The organism is Saccharopolyspora soli (genome assembly GCF_022678645.1).
GTDB classification, from domain to species: Bacteria; Actinomycetota; Actinomycetes; order Mycobacteriales; family Pseudonocardiaceae; genus Saccharopolyspora; species Saccharopolyspora soli.
Genome location: NZ_JALBWV010000013.1, coordinates 84,974 through 102,799 on the forward strand (window position 1 = coordinate 84,974; position 17,826 = coordinate 102,799).

18 protein-coding genes are annotated in these 17,826 nt (G+C 69.3%); 4 read left to right on the forward strand and 14 right to left on the reverse strand.

Annotated features, from left to right (window positions below; all coding sequences use genetic code 11):
* Positions 1 to 15: 15 nt before the first annotated feature.
* The 9 genes from MOQ72_RS12365 to MOQ72_RS12405 form a co-directional block, all read right to left on the reverse strand.
* Complete coding sequence (locus MOQ72_RS12365; protein WP_242183219.1) at positions 16 to 678, reverse strand: VC0807 family protein; 663 nt, start codon at positions 676 to 678, stop codon at positions 16 to 18.
* 80 nt (positions 679 to 758) lie between these two features.
* On the reverse strand, positions 759 to 1,760 hold the full coding sequence (gene hpnH, locus MOQ72_RS12370) for an adenosyl-hopene transferase HpnH (RefSeq protein ID WP_242183220.1): 1,002 nt from the start codon (positions 1,758 to 1,760) through the stop codon (positions 759 to 761).
* Positions 1,760 to 2,371 (reverse strand): phosphorylase family protein, encoded by a 612-nt coding sequence (locus tag MOQ72_RS12375; protein ID WP_242183222.1) that lies wholly within the window; start codon positions 2,369 to 2,371, stop codon positions 1,760 to 1,762. Before MOQ72_RS12375 ends, hpnH begins: the two co-directional genes overlap by 1 nt.
* 1 nt (position 2,372) lies before the next feature.
* Positions 2,373 to 4,280 (reverse strand): squalene--hopene cyclase, encoded by a 1,908-nt coding sequence (gene shc / locus MOQ72_RS12380; protein WP_277953963.1) that lies wholly within the window; start codon positions 4,278 to 4,280, stop codon positions 2,373 to 2,375.
* A complete protein-coding gene (locus MOQ72_RS12385; RefSeq protein ID WP_242183224.1) occupies positions 4,277 to 5,293 on the reverse strand; it encodes a polyprenyl synthetase family protein in 1,017 nt (338 codons plus the stop codon). The genes shc and MOQ72_RS12385 overlap by 4 nt, the downstream gene beginning before the upstream one ends.
* Complete coding sequence (gene hpnE / locus MOQ72_RS12390; protein ID WP_242183226.1) at positions 5,290 to 6,651, reverse strand: hydroxysqualene dehydroxylase HpnE; 1,362 nt, start codon at positions 6,649 to 6,651, stop codon at positions 5,290 to 5,292. The genes MOQ72_RS12385 and hpnE overlap by 4 nt, the downstream gene beginning before the upstream one ends.
* On the reverse strand, positions 6,648 to 7,511 hold the full coding sequence (hpnD, locus tag MOQ72_RS12395; protein ID WP_242183229.1) for a presqualene diphosphate synthase HpnD: 864 nt from the start codon (positions 7,509 to 7,511) through the stop codon (positions 6,648 to 6,650). Before hpnD ends, hpnE begins: the two co-directional genes overlap by 4 nt.
* Positions 7,508 to 8,308, reverse strand: a complete 801-nt coding sequence (hpnC, locus tag MOQ72_RS12400; protein WP_242183231.1) for a squalene synthase HpnC — start codon at positions 8,306 to 8,308, stop codon at positions 7,508 to 7,510. Before hpnC ends, hpnD begins: the two co-directional genes overlap by 4 nt.
* Before the next feature lie 345 nt (positions 8,309 to 8,653).
* The gene (locus MOQ72_RS12405) at positions 8,654 to 9,847 is read right to left on the reverse strand and encodes a dipeptidase (RefSeq protein WP_242183232.1); all 1,194 of its coding nucleotides are present in this window, start codon (positions 9,845 to 9,847) and stop codon (positions 8,654 to 8,656) included.
* A 134-nt stretch (positions 9,848 to 9,981) separates the two neighbouring features.
* On the opposite strand from MOQ72_RS12405, the gene MOQ72_RS12410 reads away from it, so the two are divergent.
* Positions 9,982 to 10,215 carry a hypothetical protein gene (locus MOQ72_RS12410; protein ID WP_242183234.1) on the forward strand — a complete coding sequence of 78 codons (234 nt, stop codon included), beginning with the start codon at positions 9,982 to 9,984 and terminating at the stop codon, positions 10,213 to 10,215.
* Here MOQ72_RS12410 and MOQ72_RS12415 read toward each other — a convergent pair.
* The 4 genes from MOQ72_RS12415 to MOQ72_RS12430 all read right to left on the reverse strand — a co-directional run bounded on the left by MOQ72_RS12415 (position 10,212) and on the right by MOQ72_RS12430 (position 13,645).
* Complete coding sequence (locus MOQ72_RS12415; protein ID WP_242183237.1) at positions 10,212 to 11,246, reverse strand: Lrp/AsnC family transcriptional regulator; 1,035 nt, start codon at positions 11,244 to 11,246, stop codon at positions 10,212 to 10,214. The genes MOQ72_RS12410 and MOQ72_RS12415 overlap by 4 nt on opposite strands.
* Before the next feature lie 37 nt (positions 11,247 to 11,283).
* Positions 11,284 to 12,300, reverse strand: coding sequence for an alcohol dehydrogenase catalytic domain-containing protein (locus tag MOQ72_RS12420; RefSeq protein WP_242183238.1), 1,017 nt, complete (start codon positions 12,298 to 12,300; stop codon positions 11,284 to 11,286).
* 19 nt (positions 12,301 to 12,319) lie between these two features.
* The gene (locus MOQ72_RS12425; protein ID WP_242183240.1) at positions 12,320 to 12,892 is read right to left on the reverse strand and encodes a TetR/AcrR family transcriptional regulator; all 573 of its coding nucleotides are present in this window, start codon (positions 12,890 to 12,892) and stop codon (positions 12,320 to 12,322) included.
* 72 nt (positions 12,893 to 12,964) lie between these two features.
* The gene (locus MOQ72_RS12430) at positions 12,965 to 13,645 is read right to left on the reverse strand and encodes a FadR/GntR family transcriptional regulator (protein WP_242183242.1); all 681 of its coding nucleotides are present in this window, start codon (positions 13,643 to 13,645) and stop codon (positions 12,965 to 12,967) included.
* A 197-nt stretch (positions 13,646 to 13,842) separates the two neighbouring features.
* Between MOQ72_RS12430 and MOQ72_RS12435 the strand changes: the two genes are divergently transcribed.
* The 3 genes from MOQ72_RS12435 to MOQ72_RS12445 are packed head-to-tail and all read left to right on the forward strand — an operon-like array spanning position 13,843 to position 16,970.
* A complete protein-coding gene (locus MOQ72_RS12435; RefSeq protein ID WP_242183244.1) occupies positions 13,843 to 14,379 on the forward strand; it encodes a helix-turn-helix domain-containing protein in 537 nt (178 codons plus the stop codon).
* 28 nt (positions 14,380 to 14,407) lie between these two features.
* The gene (locus tag MOQ72_RS12440; RefSeq protein ID WP_242183246.1) at positions 14,408 to 15,565 is read left to right on the forward strand and encodes an aminotransferase class V-fold PLP-dependent enzyme; all 1,158 of its coding nucleotides are present in this window, start codon (positions 14,408 to 14,410) and stop codon (positions 15,563 to 15,565) included.
* Between the two features lies 1 nt (position 15,566).
* On the forward strand, positions 15,567 to 16,970 hold the full coding sequence (locus MOQ72_RS12445) for an amino acid permease (RefSeq protein WP_242183248.1): 1,404 nt from the start codon (positions 15,567 to 15,569) through the stop codon (positions 16,968 to 16,970).
* On the opposite strand, the gene MOQ72_RS12450 is transcribed toward MOQ72_RS12445, so the two are convergent.
* Complete coding sequence (locus MOQ72_RS12450; protein ID WP_242183250.1) at positions 16,948 to 17,820, reverse strand: phytanoyl-CoA dioxygenase family protein; 873 nt, start codon at positions 17,818 to 17,820, stop codon at positions 16,948 to 16,950. The two genes, MOQ72_RS12445 and MOQ72_RS12450, sit on opposite strands and share 23 nt — an antisense overlap.
* Positions 17,821 to 17,826: the final 6 nt, after the last annotated feature.

Genomic DNA, 17,826 nt, shown 5'->3' on the forward strand with positions numbered 1-17,826 from the left:
ACCCGCCCGCGAGCTTCAGGTCGTCGCGGGGCGCTTGCCGAAGCGCAGCCGGATTCCTTCGCCGCGCAGTTCTCGGCGGAACCACAGCAGGGATGCGACCGCCGCGACGGCGACCAGCGAGAACGATCCGGCCGTGCTGACCACCAGGAAATTCCCGAGGGTGACCTGCGCCAGCGCCCACAACGTGGTCAGCCCGTTGATGGTGAACACCAGCGCCCACAGCAGCGACACGCGGCGGAAGAACCGCTGCACCCGCGCGTTGCGGGTCAGTTCGGCTGGCAGCAGGCAGAAGTCGTTGGCCAGCTTCGCCAGGAACGTCCGCTCGAACGGCAGGGTGACCAGCAGGACGATCGCGATCAGGAAGTTCTGCAGGCTCGGTTCCAGGAAGTACACGAACGTCGAACCGGTGACGAAACCGAGCACCGTGCGGGCCACCAGGATCCCCGTGGTCAACCACAGCACCACCGGGATCTTCGCCCCCACCACCAGCCGGAAGGTCATCGCGGCCGCCACCCAGCCCAGCGCCGCGAGCAGACCACCGGTGAAGCCGGTCAGCCGGTACAGCAGGTAGAACAGCAGCAACGGGGCCAGCACCGTCTCCACCAGGTGTTTGGTGGCGTGCCACAGGTGCGACGGCAGTCCGTGGAGGTCAACGGTGAGTTGGTGGTGGTTGTGCATCGGTTCCTCGCGGCCGGGCTGCTGCCACGCCGCAGGTCGGGGACATCGTGCGTCAATCTAGCCGCTCGCCGCGCAGTGGCCTACCCCCGCAACGCGCGGATCGACTCGCGCAACGAACTCATGGTGGCCAGCACCGCGGTCGGCTCGTAGCCGCAGTGTGCCATGCAGTTGGCGCAGCGCGGATCACGGCCCCGTCCGTAGGCGGACCAGTCGGTGTCCGCGAGCAATTCCTGGTAGCTGGACGCGTAACCGTCGTTCATCAGATAGCAGGGCCGCTGCCAGCCGTACAGCGAGTACGACGGGATTGCCCACGCGGTGCACTGGAAGTCGACCCGTCCCTCCAGGAAGTCCAGGAACAGCGGCGAGTGGTTGAACCGCCACTTCCCGCGCCGCCCGTCGGCGAAGACCTTGCGGAACAGCTCGCGGGTCTCGGTCACGCCGAGGAAGTGGTCCTGATCCGGCGCCTTGTCGTAGGCGTAGGCCGGGGACAGCATCATCTGGTCGACCTTGAGGTCGTTGTTGAGGAACTCCAGCACCTCGACCACCGACTGCGGGGTGTCGGAGGTGAAGAAGGTCGAGTTGGTGGTCACCCGGAACCCGCGGTGCTGGACCTCCTTGATGTTGTCCACCGCCTGCGCGAACACGCCCGACTTGCACACCGAGGCGTCGTGCCGCTCCTCCAGCCCGTCGATGTGCACCGCCCACGCGAAGTACGGCGACGGCCGGAACTTGTCGATCTTGCGGGGCAGCAGCAGCGCGTTGGTGCACAGGTAGACGAACTTCTTGCGCTTGATCAGCTCGTCGACGATGACTTCGATCTCGGGGTGCATCAGCGGTTCGCCACCGGCGATGGACACCACCGGCGCGCCGCACTCCTCGACCGCGGCGACGGCCTGCTCAACCGGCATCCGCTGCTTGAGCACGCTCGCCGGGTGCTGGATCTTGCCGCAGCCCGCGCAGGCCAGGTTGCAGGCGAACAGCGGCTCCAGTTCCAGGGTCAGGGCGAACTTGTCGCGGCGGGCGAGCTTCTGCTTGACCAGGTAGGCGCCGACTCGGATCGCCTGGCGCATCGGAATACCCATCAGTGCACCTCCTTGGACGCGGCGGATCGGATCCCTGGTGAGACGGTGCGGCCCCAGCGCGACAGGCACGGGCCGATGGCGTGCAGCCGGGCGAGTGCCGCCAGCGCCCGGCTCGGCGTGCCCGGCCGCAGCAGCGGCTGTCGACCGGTGTCGATCACGACGCGCACGACGCCGAACGGGCGCGACCCGGCGGCTTCGGCGAGCGCAGCCGATTCCATGTCCACGGCGAGCGCGCCGGTGCGGGCCAGCTCGGCACGCCGCGTGCCGTGCACGACGTGGTCCGTGGTGACGATCGGCCCGCAGTGCACCGGAAACCCCGCGCGGCGCAGCTCGGCGGCCAACGAGAGCGCCGACGGACAGTGCACGATGCCGCCCGGCCCGCGCAACTCGTCGGCCACGATCACGTCGCCGCTGCGGAGGTCAGCATCGAGGCCCCCGGCGAGTCCGGCGATGACCAGCACGTCGAAGTCCGCAGCGGCGAGTGCCGTCGCGCTGCGGACGCTGCGACGCGGGCCGTATCCGGTGCGGCGCACGGACTTCTCGCCCAATGCCGCCCGCAGGGCGCGGGCTTCGAGGCCCAGCGGTGCGCAGACCAGCAACCGTGGCGACATCTCATCCTCCGGCGCGCTGGTACCGGCCCAGTGCGGTGAGCGGGAAGATCACCCGGTACAGGTGGTAGTTGATGTAGAAGTCACCGGGGAAGCCGGTGCCGGTGAACTGCGGCTCGTCCCAACCACCGTCCGCGCGCTGGGCGCCGACCAGGTACTGCACGCCGCGGCGCACCGCTTCGGTGTCGTGCCGGTCCAGTGCCAGCAGGGCCAGCAGCGCCCATCCGGTCTGCGACGGCGTGGAATCACCTCTGCCGATCCAAGCCGGGTCGTCGTAGGAGCGCAGGTCCTCGCCCCAGCCGCCATCGTCGTTCTGGTGGCTTTCCAGCCACCGCACCGCTCGGCGCAACGCGCGGTGATCGGGTTGCAGGCCCGCCCGCACCAGGGCCGGGACCACGGCACCGGTGCCGTAGACGTGGTTCGCGCCCCACCGTCCGAACCAGGAACCGTCCTTCTCCTGGTTGTTCAGCAACCACTGCACGCCACGCTGGACGACCTTGTCGTGGTACCCCAGCGCCGCCAAGGCTTCGACCACGTGCGCCGTCACATCGGCCGACGGCGGGTCGATCACCTCGCCGAAGTCGCAGAACGGCAGTTTGCGCACCAGCTCTCGGGTGTTGTCGGCGTCGAAGGCACCCCAGCCGCCGTCCGCCGACTGCATGCCGCGCAGCCATCGGATGCCGCGCTCGATCGCGCCGTGCACGCCCGCCTTGTCCGGGTGCTCCATCCGGTTCAGCGCCAGCAGCACTTCCGCGGTGTCGTCGATGTCCGGGTAGCCGTCGTTGTCGAACTCGAACGCCCAGCCGCCACCGGCGGGCAAGTTCGGGCGGCGCACCGACCAGTCGCCCTTGACCCGGATCTCCTCGGCCAGCAGGTAGTCGGTCGCCCGGCGCAGCGACGGGTGGTCGGCGGACACCCCGGCGTCGCACAACGCCTGCATGCCGAGCACCGTGTCCCACACCGGGGACTGGCACGCTTCCAGCCGCCGCACCGTACCGGCTGGGGTGTGCTCGCGGATCAGGAACCGCTCCATTCCGGCCAAGCCCTGCCGCAACACCGGGTGGTCCAACGGGTAGCCGAGCAGGTGCAGGGCGAGCAGCGAGTACACCCACGGCGGCTGGATGCCGCCCCAGGAGCCGTCCGCCTCCTGCCGAGCCACGATCCACTCCGCGGCGCGCAACATCGCATGCCTGCGAATTGTCCTGAGTGGACGCCGCTGGTAGTGGTGCAGGATTCGGTCCAGTGACTGGAAACCGTAGCTCCACGACCACTGCGGACGAACTGGCGCACTGACACGGCCGGTCCGAAGTTCGCGCACGGTGATTCCGAGATCTCGTTGCGGGCGCAGCGTGCACACCACGGTCAACGGGACCACCGTCTGCCGCGCCCAGCATCCCCAGTCGGACAGGTTGAGCGGGAACCACTTGGGCAGCAGCACGAGTTCCGGGGGCATCGCGGGCAGCTCGTCCCAGGACCATTCGCCGAACAGCGCCAACCAGATCCGGGTGAACACGCGGGTGGCTTCCAGCCCGCCCTGCGCCAGGATCCAGTCGCGCGCCGCCACCATGTGCGCGGCGTCGACGTCGTCGCCCGCGAGCTTGAGCGCGGCGTAGGCCTCCACTGTGGTCGACAGGTCGCCGGGACCCTCGTAGAAGTTCGCCCAAGTGCCGTCGGAGCGCTGCTGCGAGCGGATCCAGCGGGCCGCCTGCTCGGTCTCGGTGGCGGTGCGGATGCCGAGGAACTGCCGCAGCAGCAGGTCCTCGACATCCATCGTCACGTTGGTTTCCAGCTCGCCCTTCCACCAACCCTCGGGGTGCTGCAGGGAAAGCAGGTAGTCACGGCCAGCGGCCAGCGCGCTCCTGGTGTCGGGGACCGCGATCGTGCTGGCGGACTGCTGCAACTGATCGGTCAAAGTTTCCTCCGTACGATGAACTCGGCGAGTTCGGTCAACGCCTCGGTAGCGCCGTGCGGACCGTCGGGCAGGTGCTGGTGGGCGGCGGTCAGGCGCCGCCTGCACTCCTGGTGGGTCCAGTCCGCCGAACCAGCCCGCCGCACCATTTCGGCGGCCTCGTGCAACTGGTCCTCGGTCAGCGGTTCGGGCTGGGCGTACAGCTGGCGCAGCCGATCTCCGGGCGCGGACCCGGAGCTCAACGCGTGCACGACGGGCACTGACTTCTTGCGGGCGCGCAGGTCCGACAACACCGGCTTGCCGGTGACCTCGGGATCGCCCCACAGCCCGAGCAGGTCGTCGACGAGTTGGAAGGCCATCCCCAACTCGGTGCCGAAGGCGTGCAGCCGCAGCACGGTTTCGCGCGGTGCGCCGACGCAGCACGCGCCGATGGACGTCGCGCAGGCCAGCAGCGCGGCGGTCTTGTCGTGCGCCATCCGAAGGCATTCGTCCAGCCCCACCTCCTGGCGGCGCTCGAAGTCCAGGTCGGCGGCCTGACCGGCGATCAGGGTGCGGGTCGCGGCGCACAACGACCGGGCCGCGGCCACCGCGTGGCTGGACGACGACTCCAGCAGCACGTCGGTGCTCAACGCCAGCAACGCGTCCCCGGCCAGCAGCGCCGCCGGTCGGCCGAAGACCGTCCACGCCGTCGGCCGGTGGCGGCGGGAGGTGTCGCCGTCCATCACGTCGTCGTGCAGCAGGGAGAAGTTGTGCACCAACTCCACTGCGGCCGCCGCAGCGATCGGCCCATCACCTGGTGCGACAGCCGCATCGACGCTGCGTGCGGACAACAACACCATCGCCGGTCGCAGGGCCTTGCCACCACCGCCATCCGGGGAGCCGTCGGCGTCGCTCCAGCCGAAGTGGTACTCGCACACCCGGCGGGTGTCCGGGTCGAGTCGGCCGACTGCCTTGCGCAGTGCCGGATCCACCGACTCCCGGGCCGTGCGCAGTACTGGTGGCAGAGCAGTCGTCATGCGGTCACCTCCACGCCTCGTTGCGATCGCTGGTCCAGATCCACTACCTCGGCGGCGCGAGTGCCACTCAGCACCGCTCCTTCCGTCGTGTCCGGCCATCCGGTGCTGGTCCACGCCCCGGCCAGCACCAGACCGGGCACCGCGGTGCGGGCCGGTGGGCGGATCGCGGCGGTGCCGGGAGCCTGCCGGAAGGTGGCGTTGGGTTCGCGGGTGACGAAGAAGTCCAGCACCCCCGCGTCGCGGGCGCGCGGGAAGACCTCTTGCAGCGCGGGCAGAAACACCTCGCGCAGGTACTCGGTGCGCGCCTGGACCTGCTGTTGTGCGGCAGAAAGCGAAATGGCCAGGTACTGGCCGCGCGACGCACCCGAGATGGTCGTCCGGTCGAAAACCCACTGCACCGGCGAATCCAGCACCGCGGCCATCGCCAGGTCGGTGACCTGCCGGTCGTAGCGGACGTGCACGTTGACGATCGGTGCCGCCGAAAGCTTCGCCCAGGCCGCCACGCCCGGCACCGGCAGGTCGGCGACGAGTGCCGCGGCCGCGCGGTGCGGTACCGCGATGACCACGGAGTCCGCCGTCAAGACAACATCGCCGGTGTTCTCGCGCACCGGCACTTGAAAACCCGTGCCGGAGCGGCGGACCACCCGCGCCTTGCAGCGCAACCGGACATCAACGCCAACGCCCAGCAGGGCCCGGTAAGCCGCCTCGCCGTGCAGTTGTCCCAGCGGAACCTGTGGAATCGCGATGTCGGCGCTGTCGGCGGTATCCAGCACTCCGGTGCGAAACACCTTGGTCGCCAACGCCATTGACGCCTCGTCCGGTTCGGCGTTGAGCGCCGCGACCGCCAACAGCCCCCACAACGCGTCGGCAGCGCGCCGGGATTCGCCGTGCTGCCGCAGCCAGTCCCCGAGGCTGATCTGGTCCAGCTCGGGATCATCGGGGTCGAGCCGCCGAAGCGCCAGGGCGGTTCGCGCCACCCGCATCCGTTCCGGCAGCGTCAGCAGCCGATAACCCAGCAGTGCCGGGGTCAGGTGCGCCGGTGCCGGGAGGTTCCAGCGGCGCAGCAGCGAAGCCCGCCCGTCGGGGGTCAACACCGGAACCTGGAAGCGCCGTTGCATGCTGATCGAGTCCGCGACCCCGAGCCGCCGCAGCAGTCCGAGGTAGGCCGTGTAGCAGCGCAGGAACACGTGCTGGCCGGTGTCCACCACGAGTTCCCCGCGCGGGAACGAATACGTCGCGCCACCCAGTCGCGACCGCGCCTCGAGCAAGGTGACCTCGAAGCCCAGCTCAGCGCAGCGCAGCGCGGCCGTCACCCCGGCCAGCCCGCCGCCGACCACCGCCACCCGCCCGCGGCTCACGGCGCCATCCCGGCCAGTGAGCGCGCCGCCACGCCCGCCTTCTGCCAGCCGGACAACGAGGTCCGCTGGTTCAGCGCGGCTCGCGGGTCGGCGGCGATGCGCGCCAGCAGTTCGTGGTAGATGCCAGCCATCGACGCGCAGCACGCCCGGCTGCGCCGATCCAGCATGGGCAGCAGCCGAAGTCCCTCCGCGTACCACTGCTCGGCGCGGGCGGCCTGGAAGCGGATCAACTGGTCCCACCGGGCCGGTGCCTCGACGGGACCGTCGCCCGGTTCCAGCCGGACGCCGAACCGCGCCAAGTCCTCGGCGGGCAGGTAGACCCGGCCGCCCAACTGGTCCTCCCGGACATCGCGCAGGATGTTGGTCAGTTGCAGGGCGACACCGAGCGCGTCCGCCCGTCGCTCGGCGGTGGGCGGGTCGATGGTGCCGAACACGCCCAGCGACAACCGTCCGATCGAACCGGCCACGCACCGGCAGTAGTGCAGCAGCTCGTCGAAGGTCTGGTACCGCGCGCCGCGGACGTCGGCCTCGCAGCCGTCGATGAGTTCGTCGAAGGCGGCCAGCGGCACCGGCAGGCGGGCGGCGGAATCGGCCAGCGCCACCACCACCGGGTCGGGGGCGTCGATGTGCGCCGCGTGGACTGCTTCGCGGGCCTGCTTGAGCCGCCGCAGCTTCTCCTCCCGCGGCAGGTCACCGTCGCCGATGTCGTCGACGCGCCGGGCGAAGGCGTACACCGCCGACAGCGCCCGCCGCTTCGGGCCGGGCAGCAGCCGTATCCCGTAGGAGAAGTTTCGCGCCTGTTGCCTTGTGATTCGCTCGCACTCCAGGTAGGCGTCCCGAATACGCGCCGCCTCGGTCACCAAGTGCCTCCCAACGAGTACAACCGTCCCCATTCGACGAAGGTGCGCCGCCGACCCGGCCGCACGTCCACCCGCAGCGGATCGTGGTTCGCCGCGGCGAAAGCGGCCGCAGTGGCGCGCCCGCCCGCGACGTAACCGGCGACCGCGATGCGGGCCGTGCCGGACAGCTCACCCACCAGTGGTGCGCCCGCGTCGAGCATCCGCCGCGCACGGTCCACTTCGTACTTCACCAGCCCGCGCAGCCGCGTCGAGGCACCCGCTGCGACCAGTTCTGACTCCGCGCAACCGAAGCGCTGCATGTCCTCGATCGGCAGGTACACCCGGTCCTGCTGGAAGTCCTCCGCGATGTCCTGGCAGTGTTCGAGGATCTGCAGTGCGGTGCAGATCCGGTCCGACAGGGCGATCAGCGGCGGCTCGGCTCGGCCGAAGACGTGCAACACCGCCTCCCCCACCGGATTCGCCGACAGAGCGCAGTAGTCGAGCAGGTCGGTGAAAGCCGGGTACCGCCGCACCTGCTGGTCCTGCCGATTGGCCTCGATCAACTTGACCAGCACTTCGTGGGGGATGGCACACTCGGCAACCGTGGGTGTGAGCGCACGCAGCATCGGGATTCGGGCACTACCGTGGTACGCGCGCTTGAGGTCGACCGCCAGGAAATCCAGCAGCGCGCCGCGGTTGCCGGGCGCCTCGTCCCCGGCGTAGTCGACGAGCCGGAAGAAGCCGTACAGGGCCTGCAGGTGCTGTCGCTTCCCACTCGGCAGGATCCGAGCCGCGACCGGAAAGTTCTCCGACCGCATCCTCGCGAGCACTGCCGCACTGCGCGGAAAATCACCCGAACGTGGTTCCTCGTTCGAGTGTTCGGAATCCCCGCCGGACAATGCGTTATCAGGCAGCGACAAGACCATCGGCCCTCCTCCTATCCGCCGACCAGGAGGCGCAACCGGCATCGTATGAGCACCACTGCCGCACCGCAGGGTGAGCAATGGATCATCACGATTTCGGGCGGTTCGAGCCGATGTTCGACCACCAGGCGAACGACTCCATTTTGGACGGAGTCGATCAGCGCGCACGCGGGGCCACAGTGGACGCGTTCGACGACGCGACTGGGCGCCTCGATGCGGTACTACTGCGGCGCGGCGCGGTCAGCCGTCCAGCTGTTCGATGGTGGCCACCGACGGGCGCTCGGTGAGTTGCAGATCGCGGGCGACGGATTCCGCGTCGCGGAGCACGCGTACCGCGTTGTGCCAAGTCAGCTTGGCGAGATCGGCTTGCGACCAGCCTCGGACGAGAAGTTCCGCGATCAGGTTCGGGTAGCCCGCGACGTCTTCCAGCCCGGCCGGGGTCAACGCGGTTCCGTCGAAGTCGCCGCCGATGCCGAGGTGGTCGATGCCCGCCACCTCGCGCATGTGGTCGAGGTGGTCGGCCACCGTCGCGACGGTGGCCACCGGACGGGGGTTGGCCGACTCGTAGATCCGCAGCGCCTCCAGGGCCTCCGGTGTCGTGTCCAGCGGGTGGAAGCCCCGCTCCGCCAGGCTGGCCTCCGCTGCCTTGCTCCATTCGATCGCCGCGGGCAGCACGAACTTGGGCACGAACGTCGCCATCGCCACGCCACCGTTGGCCGGTAGGGCCGCCAGCACGTCATCTGGGATGTTGCGCGGGTGGTCGCAGACGGCCCGCGACGAGGAGTGCGAGAAGATCACCGGCGCCCGGCTGGCCCGCAGCGCGTCCCGCATCGTGTCGGCCGAGACGTGCGAGAGGTCCACCAGCATGCCCAGCCGGTTCATCTCGCGCACCGCCTCGACGCCGAAGCGGGTCAGTCCGTTCGCGGCCGGTTCGTCGGTCGCGGAATCCGCCCACGGCACGTTGTCGTTGTGGGTCAGCGTGAGGTAGCGGACGCCCAACTCGTGCAGGGCGCGCAGGGTGGCCAACGAGCAGGCGATGGAGTGCCCGCCTTCGGCGCCTATCAGCGAGGCGATCCGACCGTCCGCGCGGGCCGCCACCAGTTCGTCGGCGGTGCGCGCCAGCCGCAGGTGTTCCGGATACCGCTCGGCCAGGGCGCGCACGCAGTCGATCTGTTCGAGCGTGGCGCTGACCGCCTTGTCGCCCTGGTACTCGACCGTCACGTACACCGACCAGAACTGGCCGCCGACGCCACCGGAGCGAAGCCGGGCCAGGTCGGTGTGCAGCCGGGCCGACTGGTCCTGGGCGATGTCGCAGCGGTCCAGGACGTAGCCGACCTGCTTGCGCAATGCCCACGGCAGGTCGTTGTGCCCGTCGATCACCGGGTGCTCGGCGAGCAGTTCTCGGGCTCGCGCCAGCGCGGCTGTGTCGGTCATCTCCACATCCCAATCTCCCGAGATCATCACACCGGGTGAACCCGGCTCGGTGAGCTTATCCGGGGATGATCGACCCGCGCCGCGTCGCGACTGATCGAATCGACGAATCCCGCTGCTGGCCGCACCATCAATGAATGGACCACATCCCCAGGCAGCAGGAGAACAACGACCTGCCCACAGTGCTCGCCGAGTACGGTCACCTGGCGGCGCAGCTCCCCAGCGCTTCCCGCCGCCACGCCGAAGCCCTGCGCGCCCGCCTGGCCGAGCTGGACGAACTGATCGACCAGCACATCGCCCGCCTGAGCGACTGCGAACTGCCCGTCACGGCGGACGACTCGGATTTCGGTCCCCAGCAGGTCCGGGGCTAAGCCTGGTCGGTGCGGGCGTTCGCCAGCGCCTCCCCCGCCCACGGGACCACGACGAAGCCCCGCTTCACCGTCAACGCCTCCACGTTCGCCTGCCAACTGCGGACCCCGTCGATGCTGCCCAGGGTGCCGGTGACGAACCGGTAGAGGTCTTCGGTGGTCGGCATGATCACTTCGCACACCAATGAGTACTGCCCCAGCACCGCGGCCACGAACCGCACACCGCGGTGCTCTGCCAGCAGCGCGGCAACCGATTCCAACCGCGCTGGCTCGACCGACACGAACAGCATGACCTCGGCCTCGTATCCGAGTACGGCGGCTGGCACCAGGGTCACCGTCTCCACGCAGCCCCTGCGGTACAGCGCCTCGCAGCGCCGTCGAACGGTGCTCTCGTTGACCCCCAGGCGCTTGGCCAGGGTCTGGAATCCGGCCCGGCCGTCCTCGTGCAGCAGCGCGACGATCCGGGTGTCCAGCTCGTCGAGGTGCGAGTCGTCGCACAGGTGCGGCGCGTGGGGGTGGGAGAGCTGGTCGGCGCCACCGATCAACTGGCGGCTCCAGTCCTGCCCGATCTTGTAGGTGTGCAGCACCAGCTCCGCGACGCTCTGCCGCACCCACGGAATGCCCTGTAACTGCTCGACCAGCACCGCGTGCAACCCGGCCCCGCGCGGCACCAGGATTTCCACGATCAGGTCGTGCTCACCGGTGAGCACCGCCAGGAACCGGACGTCCGGGCGGTCCACCAGAGCCGCGGCTGTCGCCAGCTGCCGTCCCGCCGTGCAGCACAGCCGCACCAGGAACAGGTCGCCGTCGCCGCCCTGCTGCAGCTTGGTCAGCGCGATGATCCGCACGACCCCGTCGGAGAGCAGCTGTTGCGCCCGACGGGCCACGGTGGTCACCGAGGTGTCCACCGCGGCCGCGATGTCGGTCCAGCTGGCACGGCCGTTGACCTGCAGGGCGGCCACGATCCGGCGGTCGAGGTCGTCGAGCTGTTGCATGCCGGACATCATCGCCTGCACGACGCGCGGTCCGGACACCGGCTCAGCACTCCCAAGCGCCCGGCCGCGTGCCTTTTCAGGCGGTCATGTCGAGGACGACTCGGAACCGCGCGTCCCCGGAGAGCATGTGCTCGTAAGCCTTCGGTGCATCGCTGAGCGGCATGACCTCGTTCATGGACTGGATGCCGCGGGCCGCGCTGAAGGCGAGGTTGTCCTCGTTCTCGATCGCCGAGCCGGTCAAGCTCCCGGTGAGCGTGCGCTGCCCGAAGATCAGGTCGGGCGTGTTGACCGAAATGGGATCGGCGGCGACTCCGACTACCACCAGGTGTCCGTGCAGTGCCAGGCCCGTCGCCAGCGGCGACATCGAGGCTCCGCTGGTGGCGGTGGCGATGATCGCGGCGGCGCCACCGAGCGCCTGCAGGGCGGCGCCGGGGTCCTCCGCGAGGCTGTCGATGTAGTGGTCCGCACCCAGCTGCTTGGCCAACGCGGCCTTGCCCGATCCCCGTGCGATGGCGGCGACGCGGTAGCCGAGCTTGCTGGCGTACTGCACGCCGAGGTGTCCCAGTCCGCCGATCCCCTGCACAGCCACCAACGACCCCGGGCTGATGTCCAGCGACTGCAACGCGTTGAACGTGGTGAAGCCCGCGCACAGCAACGGGGCCGCCGCCACCGAGGTCAAGTCCTCCGGGATGCGCACCAGCCCGCTGGCCCTGGCGTAGGCCGCCTCCGCGTAGCCACCGTCCACTGTGGTCCCCATCTGCGGCTGGTCGGTGCAGTTGACGAAATCACCTCGCCGACAGGGGTCGCACTGCCCGCACTGGCCACCGAGGAAGCCGACGCCCACCCGGTCACCGAGCTGCCACGTCGTCACGCCCTCCCCAACCGCGTCGATCACCCCGACGATCTCGTGGCCGGGGACGAGGGGCTGCGACGGATCAGCGCGGAGTCCTTCCGCGGCCAGCACATCGGTGTGGCAGATCCCGCAGCTCTCGACCTTCAGCCGCACCTGACCTGGCAGCGGTGTGCGCAATTCCCGTTCCACCAGTTTGAACTGGCGTGATCCGGTGACTTCGAACGCACGAAACGTAGACATAGCTCCTCATCGGGATTGTTCAGCGCAGGATTTCGTCGAAGACGGTCGCGAAGAAGTCGTCCAGCGGCTCGGGGTTCTTGACGACCTTGGCGCGCAGCAGTGCGCCCTGCCACGCGTTGAGGATGAACCGCGCGATCCGGGCCACGTCCAGGTCGCGCGAGACCTCGCCGGCGTCCTGGGCGGCCCGCAGCGATTCGGCAATGCTGTCCGACCACTCCGCCAAGCGGGTCTGGACCTCGCTGCGGATCGCCGAGCTGTGGTCCGCCAACTCCTCGCCGAGATTGCCGATCAGGCAGCCGCGCGTGTACCCGTTGTCCACCAGGACGTCGGTCATCAGTTGGAAACGCTTGCGCAGCAACCCCAACGGCGACAGCTCGGGGTCGCCTTCGTCCTGCCAGCCGACCCCGGCGACGTAGCGGGCCAGCACCTCGACCCCAAGAGCTTCCTTGCTCTTGAAGTGGTTGTAGAAGGAGCCCTTGGGAACTCCGGCCGCCTTGGTGATCGTGTCGACCGACGTGGCGGCGAAACCACGCCGGTGCAACTCCACCAAAGCGGCCTCGACGATCTCTTCACGAACACTCGGCCTCGGCACACCTTCAATATGACCGGTCGTCTTAAATCTTGTCAAGGCCACCGCCCGGAGTGCCGCAGGGATGCGCGTGAACTACCGCTGCTTGTCGACGAAACGCCGAGAACGTCGCTCTATGTCGGAGAAGTGCCTGGACATCTCCTGGGCCGCCGCGTCGGCATCTCCGGCGCGGATCGCGTCGATGATGCGCTGGTGTTCGTCGCCGATCTCGTCGCGCACCACCTCGGGCGGATCGATCTCCGCCTCCACCCGGTGGTAGACGGTCCAGAACAGGTCGATTAGCTGGACCGCGATCTCGTTGCCGACCGGCCGGTACAGCGCCTGGTGGAACCGCCGATCGGCCTCGACGACGTCGCCGCTGCGCATCTCGGCGACGCACGACTCCAGTTCGGCGATCAGCGCGTCGTCGGCGTTCCCGGGTACCTCGGCGATCAGCGAGGTCTCCAGGATCCGCCGCAACTGGATGAAGTCGGCCAGCGTCGAAGCGTCCTGGCGGGCGGATTGCCGCGCGCGGAACAGCAGACCGGGCAGCAGCGCGGTCACCGGCGCCTCACCGACGAAGGTTCCGTAGCCGTGCCGGATGTCCACGATGCCCAGCGTGTGCAGGGCGCGCAGCGTCTCCCGGATCGAGTTGCGGCTCGCCCCGAACTGCGCCATCAGCTGCGGCTCGCTCGGCAGCGGCGCGCCGGGTTGCAGTCCGGACTCCAGGATCAGGTCCACGACCTTGTCCTGCAGCAACCTGCCGCCACCCGCCATCAAGCCCTCCACCGATCCACACCGTCCAGCCTGCCCAAACATCCTACGTCCGACGTCCGGCCCCGACCAGCACCGGCAGACGTGCCGAACCGCACGTCCACTCGCCATGTCATCGTTGCGGATCTCGCGGCTATTGACTTCGCCCACCCCGAAGATTCATTCTCGCTGAAACCCTTCACCCACCCCGAAAGCCCGCCATGATCGGCCCGCACCTGCGAGAGCTCCGCCGTGAACGCAACCTCACCCTCAAGCAACTGGCCGAGCGCACCGGACTGTCCACCGGACTCCTCAGCCAGGTCGAGCGCGACATCCACGACCCCAGCCTGGAAACGCTGCGCCGACTGGCCAGAACCCTGGAAGTGCCGCTGTTCAGCTTCTTCGCCGAAGAGGACCTCCGGCAGGTGGCGGTGGTCCGCCGCGACCGCCGGATGACGGTCAGTTCCCCGCACGGCGGGATCAGCTACACCCGCATCTCCCCCGGATCCGGCCGCCTGGAACTGCTGGAAGGTTCCCTGGAACCGGGTGCGGCGTCCGCCGATCGTCCCTGGAGCCACCCGTCCGAAGAATGCGTGCTGGCCCAGGCCGGTGAAGTGCTCGTCGAGGTCGGCGAAACGCTGATCCGGCTGGCGCCGGGCGACAGCTGCTACTTCGATTCGCGAACGCCGCACCGCTTCGTCAATCCGGGCACCGAAACCGCCACCTTCCTGGTCTCGGTGACGCCGCCGAGCTACTGAATCCGCCCACTAGCCGAGGAATCGCACCGTGAACGCCGTCCCAACCGCCATCACCGATCCGAACCTGTTCCGCGGGTACTTCCCGTCGCTGGCCGAGCACGTGCACCTGGCCAGTTGCAGCCAGGGCGCACCGTCCCGGCAGCTCGGCGACGCGCTCGCCGAGTACCAGCGCACGCTGCGGGAGCAGGGAACGGCGTGGGAAGTTTGGATGCAGCAGGTCGAACAGGCGCGACACGGCTTCGCCCGGCTGGTCGGCGCCGAACCCGACGAGGTCGCGGTGCTGGCCAACGCTTCCGAAGCCGCCTTCCAGGCGGCGTCGACGAGGAGTTACGCCGCCCGGTCGCGGATCATCACCACCGACATGGAGTTCCCCTCCGTCGCGCACGTGTGGCTCGCCCAGCGCCCGCGCGGCGCCGAGGTCGTCCACATCGGAGAGACCGACGGCCGGGTGCGCACCGAGGACTACCTCGACGCGATCGACGAGCGCGCCGAGCTCGTGTCGGTGCCGCTGGTGTCCTACCGCAACGGCCTCGTGCTACCGGCTCGCGAGGTGATCGCCCGTGCGAAGGAGCAGGGTGCGACGACGTTCGTCGACGCCTACCAGGCCGCGGGCGTGCGCCGCATCGACGTCAAGGAGTTGGGCTGCGATTTCCTCGTCGCGGGTGCGCTCAAGTACGTGCTCGGCATCCCCGGTATCGCCTTCCTCTACGCGCGCCGGGGCGTGCGCGATGCAGTGGCGCCGCAGCTGACCGGTTGGTTCGGTCGCGTCAACCCGTACGAGTTCGATCCGCGCTCGATCGACCACCCGGCCCGCGCCAGCCGCTACGAGAGCGGCACTCCGAGCATCTCCTCCGCCTACGGCGCGAACGCGGGTCTGGAGCTGGTCAACCGGCTGGACGCAGCGGCCGTGCACGAGCACATCCAGAGGTTGACCCAGGCATTGCAGGACCGGCTGCTGGCCGCTGGTGAGCGGCTGTGGTCGCCGACCGATCCGGCAGCACGCGGGCCGCAGGTCGCGCTGCGCGAGGACGACCCGAACAAGTTGGCCGCCTGGCTGGCCGAACGGCGGATCGCCGCCAGCCCGCGCGGCACCGCGCTGCGGATGTCCTTCCACTTCTACAACGACGAATCCGATGTGGACGCTGTCGCAGCGGCCGTCGCCGACTACCGCCGCTCCGGGAGCTGACATGGACTCCACCACCGGAAGATCCACCGAGGTCGACACCAGGTCCGGCAGCCAGCTGCGCCGAACGCTGACGCACCGCCAGGTGACGATGATCGGCCTCGGCGGCGCGATCGGCACCGGGCTGTTCCTGGGCTCCAGCCTGGCCATCTCGCAGGCCGGACCAGCCACCGTGCTGGCCTACCTCGGCTGCGCGCTCGTCGCGCTGGTGATCGCTTGGGCACTGGCCGAGATGGTCGTGCAGCACCCGGACGCGGGCGCCTTCGGCGCCATCGCGCACCGGTACCTGGGCTCGTGGGCGGGTTTCGTGGTGCGCTGGACGTACTGGACGATCCAGGCCATCGCGATCGGCGGGGAGCTCATCGCGGCCGGGATCTACACCCAGTTCTGGTGGCCGCAGCTGCCGCTGTGGCTGCCCGTGGTGGTGTTCTCGGTTCTCATCCTCGTGGTGAACGCGGGCGCGGTCGGACTGTTCGGCACCTTCGAGTACTGGTTCGCGATGATCAAGGTCATCGCGATCGTGGTGTTCATCCTGCTGGCGCTCGCGCTGGTGACCGTGGGCCTGCCCAACGCCGAGCCCACCGGGTTCGGGAATCTGACCGCGCACGGCGGATTCCTGCCCAACGGCTTGAGCGGCCTGTACCTGGCGATGGTGTTCGCGCTGTTCAGCTTCATCGGCACCGAGGTCGTCTCGGTGACCGCCGCCGAGTCGGAGGACCCCGAACGCGACATCCCCCGCGCGGCCCGGCAGATGGTGCTGCGGCTGTCGCTGTTCTACCTGCTGGCCATCGCGCTGGTGCTGACCGTGGTGCCCTGGACCGTGGTCGCGCAGACCAGCGGTGTCAGCGAGAGCCCGTTCGTGACCGTCTTCAGCGCCGCCGGAATCCCGTTCGCCGCGCTGGTGATGAACTTCGTGGTGCTCACCGCGGCGCTGTCCAGCGCGAACACGAACCTGTACCTGTGCACCCGGATGCTGCATTCCCTTGCCGGGCACGGATATGCGCCGCGCTGGACCGCTCGGCTGAGCCGACGTGGCGTACCCCATCGCGCGCTGTTGCTCAGCGCCGCCGGACTGCTCATCGCCACGGTGCTCTCAGCGGCGCAGGGAAACGCCGCCTACTTGGCGTTGTTCGGGTTGTCCATCTTCGGTGCGCTGGTGGTGTGGATCCTGATCCTGGTCACGCACCTCGCGTTCCGACGTTCCCGCGCCGCCGACGGCTTGCCGCTGCCGAAGGTCCGGCTGCGCGGCGCGCCGGTGACGGGGATCGTGGCCATCCTGTTCCTCGCGGCGATCCTGGTGTCCACCGCGTTCATCGAGGATCTGGCGGTCGCCTGGTGGGCGGGCGTGCCGTTCTTCGCGCTGCTGAGCGCGATCTACTACGCAATCAGCCGGAAGACCCGCGCCTGACCTGCTGGAAGGCGCGTTGTTTCACGGCGCTCTGCGTTTCGTAGATCGAGCCGCCGCGGTCGTGCGTCGGTTCCGGCAGTCGGACCGGTACCGGCTCCAGGCGCGGGCTCACGACGGGTTCACCGCGCAGCAGCTTGTCGTTGAGTTCGCGCCAGCCGGGATTGCCGACCAACGGCCACGCGTCCGCAGCGGCGTATTCGAAGAGCAGGAAGCGGCGCGGCCGGTCCGAGGTGTTCGGCGCGGATCCGTGCAGCAGCCGGGCGTGGTGCACCGAGATGCCACCGGCGCGGAGTTCGATGGGCACCGCCCGGTCGGCCAAGCCGTCCGGCGGCACCGCACCCACGAAGTAGCCGTCCTGGTGGTGGCTCAGCACCGGGCCGCGATGCGAGCCCGGCACCACCATCAGGCAGCCGTTGCACAGCGCCATTTCGTCGATGGCGATGCCGACGGCCAGCACGTCGTCGTTGGTGTGCGGGTAGAAGGCCCAGTCCTGGTGCCATTCGACCGGGCTGCCGAACTCCGGTGACTTGAGGTTCAACTTGGTGTTCTGAAAGCGGATGCCAGGGCCGATCAGCTGGCCGACGATGTCCAGTATCCGGTCGTTGCGCAGCGCGCGGTCGAAGGCGCCGTGCCGCAGGTGCGGCTGCTTCAACCGGCGCAGCCTGGGGCTTTCGGCGCTGTGCCCCGGTTCGAGGTCGAACACATCGGTGTGCGTGGTGACCGCGCGGGAGCGTTCGACGAACTCGTCGGTGGCCGCCCGGATCTCGGCCACCTCGGCCGGGGTCAGCACGTCGTCGACGGCGATGAACCCGCGCTCCCGGTAGTCGCTGATCTGCTGTTCGTGCAACATGATCGT

Excerpts from the sequence above, each read along its gene's own strand:
- MOQ72_RS12365 (WP_242183219.1), bottom strand. The coding sequence starts at position 678 with ATGCACAACCACCACCAACTCACCGTTGACCTCCACGGACTGCCGTCG.
- hpnH (WP_242183220.1), bottom strand. The coding sequence starts at position 1,760 with ATGGGTATTCCGATGCGCCAGGCGATCCGAGTCGGCGCCTACCTGGTC.
- MOQ72_RS12375 (WP_242183222.1), bottom strand. The coding sequence starts at position 2,371 with ATGTCGCCACGGTTGCTGGTCTGCGCACCGCTGGGCCTCGAAGCCCGC.
- MOQ72_RS12385 (WP_242183224.1), bottom strand. The coding sequence starts at position 5,293 with ATGACGACTGCTCTGCCACCAGTACTGCGCACGGCCCGGGAGTCGGTG.
- hpnC (WP_242183231.1), bottom strand. The coding sequence starts at position 8,308 with ATGCGGTCGGAGAACTTTCCGGTCGCGGCTCGGATCCTGCCGAGTGGG.
- MOQ72_RS12405 (WP_242183232.1), bottom strand. The coding sequence starts at position 9,847 with ATGACCGACACAGCCGCGCTGGCGCGAGCCCGAGAACTGCTCGCCGAG.
- MOQ72_RS12410 (WP_242183234.1), top strand. The coding sequence starts at position 9,982 with ATGGACCACATCCCCAGGCAGCAGGAGAACAACGACCTGCCCACAGTG.
- MOQ72_RS12420 (WP_242183238.1), bottom strand. The coding sequence starts at position 12,300 with ATGTCTACGTTTCGTGCGTTCGAAGTCACCGGATCACGCCAGTTCAAA.
- MOQ72_RS12430 (WP_242183242.1), bottom strand. The coding sequence starts at position 13,645 with ATGGCGGGTGGCGGCAGGTTGCTGCAGGACAAGGTCGTGGACCTGATC.
- MOQ72_RS12435 (WP_242183244.1), top strand. The coding sequence starts at position 13,843 with ATGATCGGCCCGCACCTGCGAGAGCTCCGCCGTGAACGCAACCTCACC.
- MOQ72_RS12445 (WP_242183248.1), top strand. The coding sequence starts at position 15,567 with ATGGACTCCACCACCGGAAGATCCACCGAGGTCGACACCAGGTCCGGC.
- MOQ72_RS12450 (WP_242183250.1), bottom strand. The coding sequence starts at position 17,820 with ATGTTGCACGAACAGCAGATCAGCGACTACCGGGAGCGCGGGTTCATC.